Here is a 13960-nt window from a genome sequence, read left to right as displayed (position 1 = left end):
GGGGTGGAGGTTCGGGGTGGAAAGGGTCACCAGGCGGACCAGCCGCCGTCGACGTACACGACCTGGCCGGTCATGTAGGCCGAGCCGGGGCCCGCCAGCAGGAGCAGGGGCCCCGCGAAGTCGGTCTCGGGGTCGCCGAGCCTGCCGAGCATCGTGCGCTCGCCGAACCAGCGGAGCTGGTCGGGCTGCGCGCCGAGCGGGGCCGTCATCTCGGTCGGGTAGAAGACGCCGGGCGCGAGGCAGTTGACGGTGATGCCGTGCGGGCCGAGTTCGCCGGCCAGCGCGCGGGTGACGTTCACGACCCCGGCCTTGGACGAGTAGTAGGCCGACTCCGGCAGCGGCCCGACCCGCTCGGCGTAGACGGTCGTGAGGTTGACGATCCGGCCGCCGGTGCCCTGCCGCGTCAGCGTCTTGCCCGCCTCGCGGCCGACCAGCCATGTCCCGGTGAGGTTCACCCGCACGACCCGCTCGAACTCCTCCAGCGTGGTCTCGTCGTAGGCCTTGCGCAGCATGACCCCGGCGGCGTTGACGACGATGTCGAGCCGCCCGTGCGCGGCGACCACGTGCTCGAACAGCGTCTGCACCGACCGCTCGTCGGTCACGTCGACGCGGTGCAGGCTCGCCTGGTTCTCGACGGCCTGGTGCCCGCCCGTCCAGGTGGCCCGCGCCGTCGTCGTCAGGGCGTCCTTGCGCTCGGCGAGGTCGGCGACGGCCACGACGGCCCCCGCCTCGGCCAGCGCCTTCGCCGCCCGCTCGCCGAGCCCTCCGGCCGCCGCGCCGACGACCAGCGCCACCTTGCCCGACAGGTCGAACATCGAGGTCACCATTCCAGCTCACTCTCCTCCGCCGCAGCGTGGACTCCGGCGATCCGTCCGAAGACTCCGGACTTTCCGATGGACGTGCCGGTCATGTATCCGGCCCCGTGGAACCCGCCGGTGATCTCGCCCGCGGCGTACAGCCGCTCGATCGGCGCGCCCCACCAGTCGAGGACGCGCATGCGGGTGTCCACGGTGAGCCCGCAGTAGGTGGCGAGCACGACGGTGCCGGACGCGTGGGCGTAGAAGGGCGCCCGGTCGATCGGGGTCGGCTCCCCGACGCCGCCGGACAGGTGCGCCCTGCCGAACTCGTCGGCGCCGTTCGCGATCGCCGCGTTGTACTGCGCGACCGTCGTCTGGAGCGAGCCCTCGGGGAGCCCGATGGCGGTTTCCAGCTCGGCGATCGTGTCGGCCTTGTGGAGCATCCCGGCCCGCTCGCGGCCCGCGAACTCGTAGATCGGCACCTCGTCGTTCGACAGCGCCATGGTGCGGGCGTCGAAGACCTGCCAGGTCGTCACGCCGGGCTGGACGAGCGCCGCGTCGCCGATCTCCTTGTAGTTCCGGGACTCGTCGACGAACCTCCGGCCCTCCCGGTTGACGGCGATCGCGCCCTTGTAGACGGCGAGGATGCCGGTGCCGTCCTCGTCGGGGTGCTCGGTGTGGAAATGGCCGTAGGTGCCCTTGATGTAAGGGGTGTCGCGGATTCCGGCGCCGAGCGCCATCGCCATCTTCAGCCCGTCGCCCTGGTTGCCCTCCCCGCCCTGGCGCAGCGCGTGCGCCATCTGCGGCGCGAACGTCGCGAGCAGCTCGGGGTCCATGGAGAACCCGCCGGTGCCGAGCACGACCGCGTCGGCGAGCACCTCGCGCCCGTCGGCGAGCCGGACGCCGGTCACCCGCGCGCCGTCGTGCAGCAGCCGCGCGGCGGGCGCGTCGAACACGATCCGCGCGCCGAGCTCCCCTGCCGCCTTGAGCAACTGGACGAGCATCCGCGTGGTGTCGGTGGGGTGGCTGCGCGGGGCGGACTGGCCGGACGCCGCGTGGATCTCGCCGTAGACGACGCCGTGGCCCTTCAGCCAGCGGTACGTCTCCAGCTGGTGCGCGCAGTAGAGATCGACCAGTTCGGGGTCGTTCCGGTGCCTGCCGACGTCGAGCAGGTCCTTGCGGAGCAGCTCGACGGAGTCCGCGATGCCCTGCTCGGCCTGCTCATCGGTGCCCGCGAAGGCCGACAGGCCGGCCGACTTCACCGTGGAGCCGCCGATCTCGCCGGTCTTCTCCAGCAGCACGGCGTACTGCCCGGCCTCGGCCGCGGCCAGCAGCGCCGCGCAGCCCGCCAGGCCCGCGCCGAGCACCAGGACGCCGACGCGCTCGGGCAGCTCGGTGTCCACGGGCAGTCCCGGGATCATGCTCACTTGATCTCCCCGAGCGGCGCGTCGAGCGCCGTCTCGGCGGCGCTGAACGCGGGCAGGTTGAACAGGCTCTGGCGCTCTTGCCAGCTCGCCATCCGGTCGGCGCGCGAGCCGGTCTCGCCGTGCTCGCGCAGGTGGGCGAGCGCCTCGCGCCCGGCCAGGTGCATCGACCGCATCAGGTAGTTGGCGAACAGCACGACGCCGAAGCCCAGCTCGGCGTACTCCTTGAGCTCAAGCTGGGGCGTCTTGCCGCCCTCGACCACGTTGACGATCAGGGGGGTCCCGGCCAGCTCCCGGCCGACCAGCGCGAGTTCCTCGACGGTCCGGGGCGCTTCGATGAACAGGGCGTCGGCCCCTGCCGCGACATAGGCCCTGCCGCGCTCGATCGCCTCGTCGATGCCGTAGGCGGACCGCGCGTCGGTGCGGGCGATGATCACCAGCGCGTCGTCGGTGCGCGCCTCGGCCGCGGCGGCGATCTTGGTCTGCATGTGCCCGGACGGGATCAGCGTGTGCGCGTCGAAGTGGCCGCACCGCTTGGGCATCTCCTGGTCCTCCACCTGGAGGCCGGCCACCCCGGCGCGCTCCAGCAGGCGGACCGTGCGCATCGCCGCGAGCGGGCCGCCGTAGCCGGTGTCGGCGTCGCAGATCAGCGGGATGGCGGTCGCCTCGCAGAGCCGCCCGGCGTGGTCGGCGACCTCGGTCTGCGAGATCAGCCCGAGGTCCGGCAGGCCGTAGACGGCGTTGGCCAGACCGGCGCCGGTTGCGTAGACGGCGGCGAATCCGGCCTGTTCGACGAGGCGGGCGCCCAGCGCGTCGGTGGCTCCGGGCAGCACCAGCGGCTCGATCGGCTGCCCCGGACGCGCGGCGGCGCCGGCCAGCGCGGCGCGCAGCGCGAGGCGCTTGTCGCGGGCGCTCGGGCCGGGGCCGACGCCGGTCAACGACGCGGTCAGGCTCGGGTCCCAGGGGTGGGTGTGCGGCACGTGCACTCCAGGCTTTTCCATCTTGCAGGCTCCTCCATGTAGCGATCGCTACAGGACTGAACTGTGACAGCAGTCACCGGCGGTTGGCAACCCTGCGCGTTCTGATCAGAGGGCTTGTGGTCGCAGTCACAGAAATTCGGGACTGCCCCTTGCAATCCCTGGAGTGATCGCTCTACTGTTCCATGTAGTGACTGCTACAGAGATCCATGTCACTCATGAACGCAAGTCGTCTCACCACCCCGAAGGACAACGCCGATGACCGTCTTGGACGAGATCCGCCGGCTCGAACCCGAGCTCCGCGCCGAGGAGGAGCTCTCGGCCGAGCAGCGCTCGCTGACCGACCGCACGTTCAAGCACATGCAGGAGACCGGCCTCATGCGCGGCCTGCTGCCGAAGCGCTGGGGCGGCGCCGAGCTCTCGCTGCGCGAGCACCTCACGTCCGTGTACGAACTGGGCCGCATCGCCCCGTCCGCCGGCTGGGTCGCGGGCGTCATGGGCTCGCACCCGTGGCAGCTCGCGCTGTTCCCCGAGGAGACCCAGGCCGAGATCTGGTCGGACGACCCCGACTGGAACGCCTCCTCCTCGTACGCCCCGACCGGCAAGATCGAGCCCGTCGACGGCGGCTACAAGGTCTCCGGCCGCTGGTCGTTCTCGTCCGGCAGCGACCACGCCCAGGGCGTCATCCTCGGCGGGTTCGCCGGAAAGGTCGAGGTCGCGCCGGGCGTCGAGGTGCCGAACTACGGCTCCGCGCTGCTCTACCGCGACGAGTACGAGATCGACGACACCTGGCACGTGCGCGGCTCGCGCGGCACCGGCAGCAAGGACATCGTCGTCTCCGGCGCCTTCATCCCCGAGCGCCGGTTCCTGTCGAGCCCGCTGTACGAGTACAACCCGGAGCGCCCCGCGCCCGGCATGCTGACCAACACCGGCAGCCTCTACAAGCTGCCTTGGGCCGTCATGTTCAACCTGGTGCTCGTCGCCCCGATGCTCGGCCTCGGCCGCCGCTTCCTCGACGAGTGGACCGCCGAGACCACCACCCGCAAGGCCAACTGGGGCGGCTCCTACGCCGACGACGCCCTCATGCAGATGCATCTCGCCGAGGCCGAGTGGATCCACGACGCGGCCGTCGGCAAGATGTACAACGCGATCGACACGATCACCCAGGCCGCCGAGGCCGGCGTCTACCTGGAGCGCCAGGAGCGCGCCCGGATGCGCTGGAACATCACCAAGGGCTGCCAGGAAGTCGGCTTCTCGATCAACAAGCTGATGCGGGTCGCCTCGGGCCGGACGGTCTTCACCGACCACCCCCTGCACCGCCTCTACCAGGACGTGACCGCCGAACTCGGTCACGCCTTCCTCGTCTCGGACGCCTGCGGCCAGTACTACGGCGCAGCCCTTCTCGGTTCTTCCGCTCCGGAGGTCATGCTGTGATTTCGCAACTCGCCTACCTGGGAATCGCCTCCCCGAACGCCGAGCAGTGGCGCGACTACGCCACCCGCCTCCTCGGCGCGGTCATCGCCGAGGACGGCTCCGACGGCGCGGTGCGCGTCAAGGTCGACGACGCCGGCTACCGCATCGCCGTCCACCCGGCCGAGCAGGACGAGCTCCGCTACGTCGGCTGGGCCTGCAACAACGAGACGTCGCTGCGCTCCTTCGTCGAAGAGCTGCGCGGCAAGGGCGTCGAGCTCCACGAGGGCGACGAGGCCGTGCTCAAGGAGCGCCAGGTCGCCGAGCTGTACTGGTTCGCCGACCCGTTCGGCAACCGGCACGAGCTGGTGTGGGGCCAGTACTCCACCCCCAACTCCTTCTTCCCCGCCCGCCCGATGCGCGGCCGCTTCGTCACCGGCGACCAGGGCCTCGGCCACGTCGTCCTCATCGTCCCCGACCTCCGCGCCGCCGACGAGTTCTACGCGGGCGTCCTCGGCTTCCGCCTCTCCGACCGGGTGAAGAGCGACATCTTCAACCTGCGCTTCTACCACTGCAACGGCCGCCACCACTCGCTGGCCGTCGCCGAGATCCCCGGCCTGACCGGCATCAACCACCTGATGCTGGAGGTCGAGTCGTTCGACGACCTCGGCACCGCCATCGACCTGTTCGCCGCGGACCCCGACCGCGAGATCCTCCTGTCGCTGGGCCGCCACACCAACGACCTGATGACCTCGATCTACGTGCAGACGCCGAGTTCGCTGCAGATCGAGTACGGCCACGGCGGCATCACCGTCGACGACCTCACCTGGGTCGCCGGAACGCACGACCTGCCCTCGATCTGGGGCCACCACCGCTCCCAGGCCTACCTCGACGGCCCTCCCGGGATCTTCCGCACGCTCGAAACCGCGGAGGAGGGCAAGTGACCGCCGAACTGCGCTCCGGCGACGTCGCCATCGGCGGCGGCCGCCACCTCCGGGTCATCCAGAGCGGCACGCCGGGGCAGCCCGCCCTGCTGTTCCTGCACGGCTCCGGGCCCGGCGTCACCGCGGCGTCGAACTGGCGCGAGGTCATGCAGGGCCTCGGCGACACGTTCCACTGCGTCGCCCCCGACATCCTCGGGTTCGGCGACTCCTCCTACCCCGACCCGCAGCCGCAGGGCTTCACCGCCCAGGCCGAGGTCAGGATCGAGGCGCTGCTGGAACTCGTCGACGCGCTCGGCCTGGACAAGGTCGTGCTCGTCGGCAACTCGATGGGCGGCATGTACTCGCTGCGCATCGCCCAGCTCCGGCCGGAGCTGGTGGACCGGATCATCCTGATGGGCTCCGGCGGCATGCCCGGCCTCGCCCCCGCGCCCGGCCTCATCAAGCTCATCACCTACTTCGACGACCCCACCGTCGAGGCGATGGCCGAGCTGCTCATCGAGTTCGTGCACGACAAGAGTGCCTTCGGCGACAAGGTCGAGGCCGTCGCGGCCGAGCGGATGGAGATCGTCCGGCGGCCGTGGATCGAGGAAGGGCACCGGGCCATGTTCGGGCCGGAGATGCTCTCCTTCACGCCCGAGGACCTCGCCAAGATCGACATGCCGACGCTCGTGGTGCACGGGCGCCAGGACGTCATCGTGCCCCTCGAATGCAGCTACTACCTGGCCGAGCACCTGCCGCAGGCGGACCTCTACGTCATCGACAAGTGCGGCCACTGGACCCAGATCGAGCAGGCCGCGCGCTTCCAGGGGATCCTCCGGGACTTCCTCGCGACCGCGCGCTAGGAGCAGAACCATGAGCATGATCGACAAGGCGCGGGCGGCCGCGCCGACCCTCGCCGCCGCCGACACCGAGAGCGCCGAGCAGGGCCGCCTCACCGACGAGGCGGTCGCGGCCCTCGACGCGATCGGGGTGCTGCGCGCGCTCCAGCCCGCCCGCTGGGGCGGCGGCGAGGTCCATCTCGCCGACTACGCCGACACGGTGATCGAGATCGGCCGCAGCTCCGCCTCCGCGGGCTGGGTCTCCTCGGTCGTCGGAGTGCACCCCTGGCAGATCGCCCTCTTCCCCGAGGAGACGCAGGAGGAGATCTGGGGCGCCGACCCGGCGCGCAAGATCGCCTCCTCCTACACCCCGACCGGGAAGATCGAGAAGGCGCCCGGCGGGTACCGGGTCTCCGGGCGGTGGAGCTTCTCCTCCGGCTCCGGCATCTGCGACGGCGTCATCCTCGGCGGCATCGCCGGACGGCGCGAGGTGAACGGCGTCGAGTACCCCGACTTCACCTCGGTCATCCTCGACCGGCCCGACTACCGGATCGAGGAGACCTGGAAGGTCGCCGGACTGCGCGGGACGGGCTCCAACGACATCGTCGTCGACGAGCTCTTCGTGCCCGAGCACCGCGGTCAGTCCCACGTCTACTACACGCACGGCCTCGGCATCCCGCTGCCCGGCCAGGAGAAGAACGACGGCGCCCTCTACCGGACGCCCTGGGCGGTCGTCTTCAACCTGATCATCGCAGCAGGGTCCGTCGGCGCGTCCCTCGGGTTCTACGACCAGTGGGTCGCCGAGACCCGCACCCGCCGCACCAACTACGGCCAGCTCCTGCGCGAGGAGCACGTCGTCCAGAACCACCTGGCCGAGGCCGCCTGGCAGCTCGACGCGGCGGTCCTCAAGGTGCGGCGCGCGGCGGACGAGATGATGGAGGCGGCGTCCGGGAGCGAGATCCCGTCGCTGGAGCAGCGCGCCTTCTGGCGCTGGGATGTCGCCCGCGCGGCGAACGCGGCGACCGACGCCGTGCAGGAGCTGATGCGGGTCTCCTCGGGCCGGTCGGCGTTCATCGACCACCCCCTCCAGGCGAAGTTCCAGGACGCGATGGCCGCGAGCAGCCACGCCTTCCTGCTCGGCGACCCGCTGGCCAAGGCCTGGGCGGGCCGCCACCTCGGCGCGGAGAAGCTCCAGGCGGTGCACCTGTGACCGCCGAGATCACCTCGTCCGACGTCGCGGTGTCGGTCGGCGGCCGGGACCTGGTGTTCCGGCTGCACGAGTCCGGCGCGCGGGGCTCCGAGGCCGTGCTGTTCCTGCACGGCTCGGGCCCCGGCGCGACCGGCCTGTCGAACTGGGAGCGCGTCATCGCCGACCTCGGCGACCGCTTCTGGTGCCTGGCCCCCGACCAGATCGGGTTCGGCGACTCCTCCCACCCGCTGGACGCCCCACGCGGCATGGGCCCGTTCAACGAGCTGCGCGCCGACGCGCTGCTCGCCCTGGTCGACGCGCTGGGCCTCACCAAGGTCCATCTGGTCGGCAACTCGATGGGCGGCCAGCTCGCGCTGATCATGGCGCTGGCGCGGCCGTCCCTCATCGGCAGGATCCTGCTGATGGGCAGCGGGGGAGCGCCGGACATGCCGGTCAGCCCCGGCCTCACCCACCTGCGCGAGTTCTACGCCGACCCCTCCGCCGCGTCCCTCGAAGGACTGCTGACGGAGTTCGTCTACGACCTTGAGCCGCTGCGCGACACCGTCGACCGGGTGGTCAAGGAGCGGATGGCGTACGTGACCCGCGAGGACGTCCGCCGCTCCCACGAGGCGTCGTTCGACCCCGCCGGGGCACGCCGGTTCTTCACGCCGGAGGAACTCGCGACCGTCACCCACGACGTCCTGTGCGTCCACGGCCGCGACGACCGCATCATCCCGGTGGACGCGAGCCGGTACTTCGCCGACCACCTCCCCAACGCCGACCTCTGTGTGCTCGCCGAGTGCGGCCACTGGACCCAGATCGAGCACCCGGAGAAGTTCGAGCGGCTCCTCCTGCGCCTGATCAACGGCCGCCCGTAAGGAACCCATCCCATGCGCATCGCCAACCACGCCGGCCGCGCCGTCCTCGTCCTGTCCGACGACAAGGCCGCCGACATCGCCACCGCCTCCGCGGGCCTGTTCAGCCCCCGCATCCAGGGCATCTACGACCGCTGGTCCGAGTTCACCGCCTGGGCCGCCACCGCCGACCCCGTCGCGGACGTGGAGTTGGACAAGGCGAAGCTGGAGTCGCCCTCGCCGCGTCCGTCCCAGATCGTCGCGATCGGCCTGAACTACGCCGACCACGCCGCCGAGACGGGATTCGAGCCCCCGAAGGACCTTCCGCCGGTCTTCACCAAGTTCGCCTCCTCCGTCACCGGCCCGTACGGCGAGATCGACCTCCCGCCGGGCGGCCACACCGACTGGGAGGTCGAGGTCGTCGCGGTCATCGGCAAGCAGGCCCACAAGGTCTCCGAAGCCGACGCCTGGTCTTACGTCGCGGGCCTGACCGTGGGCCAGGACCTGTCCGAACGCGTCCTCCAGTTCGTCGGGCAGGCCCCCCAGTTCGGCTTCGCCAAGTCCTACCCGGGCTTCGCCCCCATCGGCCCCTGGCTCACCACCCTGGATGAGATCCCGAACAAGGACGACCTGGCCTTGGGCTGCTCCATCAACGGCGAGACCGTCCAGAGCGGCCGCACCTCCAAGCTGATCTTCTCCATCCCGAAGACCATCGCCAAGCTCACCGAGGTCATCACCCTGATGCCCGGCGACGTCATCTTCACCGGCACCCCCGACGGCGTGGGCCTGGGCATGACCCCCCAGCGCTTCCTCCAGCCCGGCGAGACCCTGCACACCTGGGTCGAAGGCCTGGGCGAACTCACCCACACCTTCCGCTGACCACCGCGCGCACCGCCAGGCCCCGGGGCACGCCCCGGGGCCCGCTCGGCCATGGCCAGGCGATTTGCCGGATAATTCTGCCGCTCATACGCTTTGCTGCCATGAGCGGTGAATTCCCGGACGGCTACGAGATCTCGATGGACACGGCGCGGCTCGACCGGGAGCTCGTCCACCGCTGGCTCTCCGAGGACGCGTACTGGGCGTTGGGCCGATCCCGGGAGACGCAGGACGCCGCCATCGCCGGCTCCCTGAACTTCGGCGTGTACGAGACGGAGACCGGCGCCCAGGTCGGCTACGCCCGTGTCGTCACCGACAAGGCCACGTTCGGATGGCTGTGCGACGTCTACATCGACCGCGCCGGCCGCGGCAAGGGCCTGGGCCACGCCCTCGTCGACGCGGTCTGCGCCCACGTGGCCTCCTTCGGCCTGCGCCGCCTCATGCTGGCCACCGCCGACGCCCACACGATCTACGCGAAGTCCGGCTTCGCTCCCCTCGAGCATCCCGAGAAGTGGATGACCCTCGGCGCCCAGTAGGCGCGGAACTCCGCCCCCGGGCTCGTCGACCGGGCGTCCAGGCCCACGGGAGTCGTCCAGGGCCGCGGCGGTCTTCGTCAGCGGGGCCGACCACGTCCATGAGCAGGTGCGAGGACGGGGCTGCCGGCGCACGCGACCCCGACCAACCTCCTCGACACGTTCGACCCGTACTTCGAACTCATCGGTTCCCACGCCTGAGGCCAGCGCCGCAGACGGGCGGCGGCCCGGCTTCGGCACCTCTCGACCGGCCGACCCCTCGGTCGGTCAGGCTCGGGAGGTGAGGGGGAGGGGGAGGAGGGCGGTGAGTTCGGTGTGCCAGTGGCGGAGTTCGCGGGAGGTGGGGGAGAGCTCGTAGGAGTGATAGTGGCAGGCCTGGCTGAGCTGGCTCCAGAGGCTGTGCAGGCGGGCGGCGGCGGAGCGGTCGGTGTAGGCGGTCAGGCAGAGGAGCCGGGTGCGCATGGGGGAGCGGGGGACGGTCGGCAGGCCCGCGCGGAGCCAGAAGGCGTCGACCTCCCGCTCCAGGGCGAGGCGCAGGAGGAAGGCCGCGGTGCGGGACTGGCCGGGCCGGCCGAGCAGGTCGGCGGCGAGGGGCAGGAGGTCACCGCTCAAGGCGCACCGCCTTGGCCGCGCGCTGCACCAGCGTGATCGCCTCGGCGAGACCGCCGCTGCCGTGCGCGCCGTGGACGCCCCGGTTGCAGAAGGAGATCGCGGCGCGGAGTTCGGCAGGGGCCTCGGCGGTGAAGTCCTCGCGCGGCCGGTTCTCGCCGAACAGCGCGAGGGAGGCGATCTCGGTCAGCGACCGGCTCGCCCGCACCCGGGCGTCGACGGCGGAGTGGGCCCAGCCGCGGTCCAGGAGCTTGCGGCGGACGACCTGCACGCAGGCGGCCTCCAGCGCCGTCCGGCACAGCCCCGCCACGACGGTCGCCGCGGCCTGCGTCGGCAGGTCGACGCTCGCCGCGACGGCGCGGGCGTCGGCGAGCGCGCGTGACACCTCGTCCTCCACCGGGCGTACGGAGACCGCCGAGTGCTCGCCGCGCGTCACCTCCAGGACGGTCGCGGAGAGCCGGAGGCGGGCGACCGCGTCACGCAGCCTCGTGTCATGGGTGAAGACGACGACTTGCCTATGCCTCGCGACGGAGTCGAGCACCTTCGCCAGACCGTCCACCTTCGCGGGGTCCATCGACTGGACGGGGTCGTCGATGAGGACGAACCCGAACGGCGTCCGCCCCGCCATGACGCGCGGCAGGAACAGCGCGAGGGCCAGCGAGTGCAGCTCCCCCTGGCTCATCACGCCCAGCGCGGACGTCTCGCTGCCGTCGACGGTGACGTCGAGTTCGACCCGTTTCATGGCGCCGGTCCCGGCCAGGGTGACGGGGCCGAGAGCCACGTTGCTCTCCTGCCGGAGCTGCTCCCAGATCGCCGCCGCGGTCTCGGCCATCGGCCGCAGCTCCTCGGTGCGCAGCTCGTTCCCGGCCTTCGTCAGCCAGGCCCGCGCGGCCTTCAGACGCGCGAGCACGGGCGCCTCCTCCTCGACGTGACCCGCCCGCTCAGCCCATGCGGCGACGCGCAGCGCGAGCGGACGCCACAGGTCGTCGAACGCCGCGAGGTGCCGCTCGGCCGACGCGGCGGTCGCGGCGCAGGCGGCGGCGAGGGGCGCGGCGTGCGCGTCGAGGTGCCCGGCGAGCGCGGCGGGATCGCCGAGCGAGCGGCCGAGGGCCCATTCCTTCCAGACGCCGAGCAGGTCGTCCGGCAGGTCGGCGGGAGGCTGCGCGATCAGCGCGTGGGCTGCGGCGACGGCGCGGGCGGCCCGGTCACGGCGCTCGATCGTGGCGGCGGCGCGGGCGCGCAGGGCGGCGATCTCGGCGCGGGTCTCGCGGGCCCAGCCGTCGCCGAGGTCCGCCTCGCCCCGGCAGACGGGGCACCGGTCGGCGCCCTGATGGGGAAGAGCCCTCTCCAGCAGATCGGCGAGCCGTATCTCGTCCTCGCTCACGACGGCATCGGGCAGCGCGGCGACCTCCCGCAGCTCCCGGACGGCCTCGGCGACGGCCGCGCGATCGGGCGGCGTCAACGCGGCGAGCCTGCGCAGCGGCGCGAGGTCGCCGACGGGCCCGCCCGCCACCGCGAGCTCGGCGAGCGCCGCCACCTGCGGCCGCCGCGCCTGGAGGAGGTCGAGCGCCCGCTCGGCTCGGGGATCGGCGACTTCCCCGAGGTCGGCCAGCAGGGCGGTCCGGTCGCGGGTCGACTCCTTCGCCGCCGCCTCCAGCGCCTTGCGTTCGACATCCAGGGCGGACTCCGTCGCGGCGAGGCGCTCCAGCCCGAGGATGCCGGCGATCGCGTCGTGCATGTCCTTCGGCCGCCCGGTGAGGATCTTGCCGAGCTCGGCGTACGACAGGAACGGCCGGCAGACCGTCAGGTCCTCGCCCCAGCCGAGGTCGTCCAGACCGTCGAGGGGCGCCGCGCCGTCCGCGACCTCCACGACGGACCCGTCGAGGGAGTTGCCCGGCCAGGTCCGCCGGACGGTCACCGGCGCGGACCGCCCGTCGAACCGCAACTCCACCTCGACGCGCGGCGTGCCGTCGGCGTGCAGGTTGCGCCATCCGCCCTTCCACGCCGCGGGCAGGTCCCGCCATCGAAAGTTCGTCCCGGTCAGGGCGATCTCCGCGCCTTCGGCGAAACTCGACTTTCCCGATCCGTTCCGCCCCACGACCAGCGTCAACCCCGGACCCGGCCGCAGCGGCAGGCGCGTCTCGCGTCCGATGCCCCGGAACCCGGCCACGGTGACCGACCCCAGATAAGCGCGCGGAAAGCCTCCCTCCCGCGGGCCTCCCGCCGCCCCCTGCCCGTCGAACGTGCCGAGGATCAGCGCGGCCACGTCCGCGTCCGCCCCGGTCGCGTCCAGCCGCTCCACCAGCACTTCCCGCAACCCCATCCGCCCGCTCCCGTCCCGCGCACTCGCCCGAAACTCTCAAGCTACCGACGATCACCCGCCTTCCACCGGGAAACCGCCACACCGCCGGACGTGCGGTCGATCGTCCTCGTCGGGGGCGGTGACGGACAGGACGCCGGGTCAGCCGACCAGGAGCGATGCCTTCAGCCGCCTCAGCTCCGCGTCGGTGACGCCGAGGCCGTCCTTCTCATAGGCCGCGAAAGTGCCGAAGGACTCCTCGACCTGGGCGAAGCCCGCGTTGAGGTAGGCGGGGCGGACGTCCAGGAGGGGCTTGTAGATCGTGGCCAGCAGCGGCGGGAGGGCGGCGAGGGTCGCGGAGTCGGAGGCGGCACGGTAGTGGTTGCTGGCGAGGTAGTCGCGCATGATCGTGGCGCGGGGGACGCCGAGCGCGGTGAGCAGGGCGGCGGCGGCCCAGCCGGTGCGGTCCTTGCCCGCGGTGCAGTGGAAGAGGACGGCGCGGGATCCGGTGCCGGCGAGGCCGTCGAAGACGCTGGTATAGGCGGCCTGCCCGCTGGGGGAGGCGACCATCGCCCGCTCGGTGTCGATCATCATCTGCTCGGCGGCCTTCTCGCTCGTCGGCAGGGTGTGGCCGGAGCCGCCGCCGGACACGTCCGCGATCACGAGCCGGACGCCGGAGGGAAGCCTGTCGCGGGCGAGGGCGCGCTCGAAGCCGGTGCGCAGGTCGTAGGCGAGCCGGATGCCGAGGCGCTTCAGCTTCGCCCGGTCGGCGGCGGTGAGCTTGTTGAGCGCGTCGGTCCGGTAGACCTTCCCCATGCGCACCCACTTGCCGTTCGCGGTGCGGTAGCCGCCGACGTCGCGGAAGTTGACGGTGCCGGACAGCTTCACGAGCCGGTCGGCGAGCCGCAGCGAGCCGCCCCGGTCGGGGACGAGGTCGAACCACCGCCGGTCCGAGGCGGGCAGCCCCCTGACGGTGACGGTCGCGGCCCCGGCCCCGCGCGCCACGGTCCTCCCGGCCGCCTTGACCGCGACCCCCTTCACCCCGGGCGCCTTCCAGGAGACGGTGAAGGACCCGTCGCCGTTGGCCTTGACCGTGGCCGCGGTGAACGGAATGCGCTGGGGAGGCCGAGGCGCGGCGACCGCCCCGCTCGCGACGCCGTCGAGGATGAGGACGGCCACGGTGAGGGTCGACGCGGCCGATGCCAGGTTCTTCATGGGCGGGAAGGTTCC

The 13960-nt window shown here is 72.2% G+C and carries 13 protein-coding genes; 7 read left to right on the top strand and 6 right to left on the bottom strand.

What is annotated here, in order from left to right:
• Positions 1-26: 26 nt before the first annotated feature.
• The 3 genes from ACYVOM_RS28670 to ACYVOM_RS28660 are packed head-to-tail and all read right to left on the bottom strand — an operon-like array spanning position 27 to position 3222.
• The gene (locus tag ACYVOM_RS28670; RefSeq protein WP_460306642.1) at positions 27-827 is read right to left on the bottom strand and encodes an SDR family NAD(P)-dependent oxidoreductase; all 801 of its coding nucleotides are present in this window, start codon (positions 825-827) and stop codon (positions 27-29) included.
• Positions 821-2218 carry an FAD-dependent oxidoreductase gene (locus tag ACYVOM_RS28665; RefSeq protein ID WP_460306661.1) on the bottom strand — a complete coding sequence of 466 codons (1398 nt, stop codon included), beginning with the start codon at positions 2216-2218 and terminating at the stop codon, positions 821-823. The genes ACYVOM_RS28670 and ACYVOM_RS28665 overlap by 7 nt, the downstream gene beginning before the upstream one ends.
• Positions 2219-2220: 2 nt before the next feature.
• Positions 2221-3222, bottom strand: a complete 1002-nt coding sequence (locus ACYVOM_RS28660; RefSeq protein ID WP_460306641.1) for an isocitrate lyase/PEP mutase family protein — start codon at positions 3220-3222, stop codon at positions 2221-2223.
• 234 nt (positions 3223-3456) lie between these two features.
• Between ACYVOM_RS28660 and ACYVOM_RS28655 the strand changes: the two genes are divergently transcribed.
• The 7 genes from ACYVOM_RS28655 to ACYVOM_RS28625 all read left to right on the top strand — a co-directional run bounded on the left by ACYVOM_RS28655 (position 3457) and on the right by ACYVOM_RS28625 (position 9825).
• Complete coding sequence (locus tag ACYVOM_RS28655) at positions 3457-4632, top strand: acyl-CoA dehydrogenase family protein (protein WP_460306640.1); 1176 nt, start codon at positions 3457-3459, stop codon at positions 4630-4632.
• The gene (locus tag ACYVOM_RS28650) at positions 4629-5552 is read left to right on the top strand and encodes a VOC family protein (RefSeq protein ID WP_460306639.1); all 924 of its coding nucleotides are present in this window, start codon (positions 4629-4631) and stop codon (positions 5550-5552) included. The genes ACYVOM_RS28655 and ACYVOM_RS28650 overlap by 4 nt, the downstream gene beginning before the upstream one ends.
• Positions 5549-6394: an alpha/beta fold hydrolase gene (locus ACYVOM_RS28645; protein WP_460306638.1), complete on the top strand. Its 846-nt coding sequence runs from the start codon at positions 5549-5551 to the stop codon at positions 6392-6394. Before ACYVOM_RS28650 ends, ACYVOM_RS28645 begins: the two co-directional genes overlap by 4 nt.
• A gap of 10 nt (positions 6395-6404) precedes the next feature.
• A complete protein-coding gene (locus ACYVOM_RS28640; protein ID WP_460306637.1) occupies positions 6405-7580 on the top strand; it encodes an acyl-CoA dehydrogenase family protein in 1176 nt (391 codons plus the stop codon).
• On the top strand, positions 7577-8437 hold the full coding sequence (locus ACYVOM_RS28635) for an alpha/beta fold hydrolase (RefSeq protein WP_460306636.1): 861 nt from the start codon (positions 7577-7579) through the stop codon (positions 8435-8437). The genes ACYVOM_RS28640 and ACYVOM_RS28635 overlap by 4 nt, the downstream gene beginning before the upstream one ends.
• A 12-nt stretch (positions 8438-8449) precedes the next feature.
• The gene (locus ACYVOM_RS28630) at positions 8450-9292 is read left to right on the top strand and encodes a fumarylacetoacetate hydrolase family protein (RefSeq protein WP_460306635.1); all 843 of its coding nucleotides are present in this window, start codon (positions 8450-8452) and stop codon (positions 9290-9292) included.
• A 101-nt stretch (positions 9293-9393) separates the two neighbouring features.
• Positions 9394-9825: a GNAT family N-acetyltransferase gene (locus ACYVOM_RS28625; RefSeq protein ID WP_460306634.1), complete on the top strand. Its 432-nt coding sequence runs from the start codon at positions 9394-9396 to the stop codon at positions 9823-9825.
• A 264-nt stretch (positions 9826-10089) separates the two neighbouring features.
• Here the strand turns inward: ACYVOM_RS28625 and ACYVOM_RS28620 are convergent, their stop codons facing one another.
• The 3 genes from ACYVOM_RS28620 to ACYVOM_RS28610 all read right to left on the bottom strand — a co-directional run bounded on the left by ACYVOM_RS28620 (position 10090) and on the right by ACYVOM_RS28610 (position 13945).
• On the bottom strand, positions 10090-10434 hold the full coding sequence (locus tag ACYVOM_RS28620; RefSeq protein ID WP_460306633.1) for a hypothetical protein: 345 nt from the start codon (positions 10432-10434) through the stop codon (positions 10090-10092).
• Positions 10424-12754: an AAA family ATPase gene (locus ACYVOM_RS28615; RefSeq protein WP_460306632.1), complete on the bottom strand. Its 2331-nt coding sequence runs from the start codon at positions 12752-12754 to the stop codon at positions 10424-10426. Before ACYVOM_RS28615 ends, ACYVOM_RS28620 begins: the two co-directional genes overlap by 11 nt.
• Before the next feature lie 138 nt (positions 12755-12892).
• Positions 12893-13945 (bottom strand): tyrosine-protein phosphatase, encoded by a 1053-nt coding sequence (locus ACYVOM_RS28610; protein WP_460306631.1) that lies wholly within the window; start codon positions 13943-13945, stop codon positions 12893-12895.
• Positions 13946-13960: the final 15 nt, after the last annotated feature.

The organism is Actinocorallia aurea (assembly GCF_054783995.1).
Note: the sequence above shows the minus strand (reverse complement) of the source record. Positions and strands in the feature narration are given on the sequence as shown.

What these genes read in the sequence shown, in the direction of transcription:
- ACYVOM_RS28670 (WP_460306642.1), bottom strand. Translation starts at nt 827, where the DNA reads ATGGTGACCTCGATGTTCGACCTGTCGGGCAAGGTGGCGCTGGTCGTC.
- ACYVOM_RS28665 (WP_460306661.1), bottom strand. Translation starts at nt 2,218, where the DNA reads ATGATCCCGGGACTGCCCGTGGACACCGAGCTGCCCGAGCGCGTCGGC.
- ACYVOM_RS28660 (WP_460306641.1), bottom strand. Translation starts at nt 3,222, where the DNA reads ATGGAAAAGCCTGGAGTGCACGTGCCGCACACCCACCCCTGGGACCCG.
- ACYVOM_RS28655 (WP_460306640.1), top strand. Translation starts at nt 3,457, where the DNA reads ATGACCGTCTTGGACGAGATCCGCCGGCTCGAACCCGAGCTCCGCGCC.
- ACYVOM_RS28640 (WP_460306637.1), top strand. Translation starts at nt 6,405, where the DNA reads ATGAGCATGATCGACAAGGCGCGGGCGGCCGCGCCGACCCTCGCCGCC.
- ACYVOM_RS28630 (WP_460306635.1), top strand. Translation starts at nt 8,450, where the DNA reads ATGCGCATCGCCAACCACGCCGGCCGCGCCGTCCTCGTCCTGTCCGAC.
- ACYVOM_RS28625 (WP_460306634.1), top strand. Translation starts at nt 9,394, where the DNA reads ATGAGCGGTGAATTCCCGGACGGCTACGAGATCTCGATGGACACGGCG.
- ACYVOM_RS28615 (WP_460306632.1), bottom strand. Translation starts at nt 12,754, where the DNA reads ATGGGGTTGCGGGAAGTGCTGGTGGAGCGGCTGGACGCGACCGGGGCG.
- ACYVOM_RS28610 (WP_460306631.1), bottom strand. Translation starts at nt 13,945, where the DNA reads ATGAAGAACCTGGCATCGGCCGCGTCGACCCTCACCGTGGCCGTCCTC.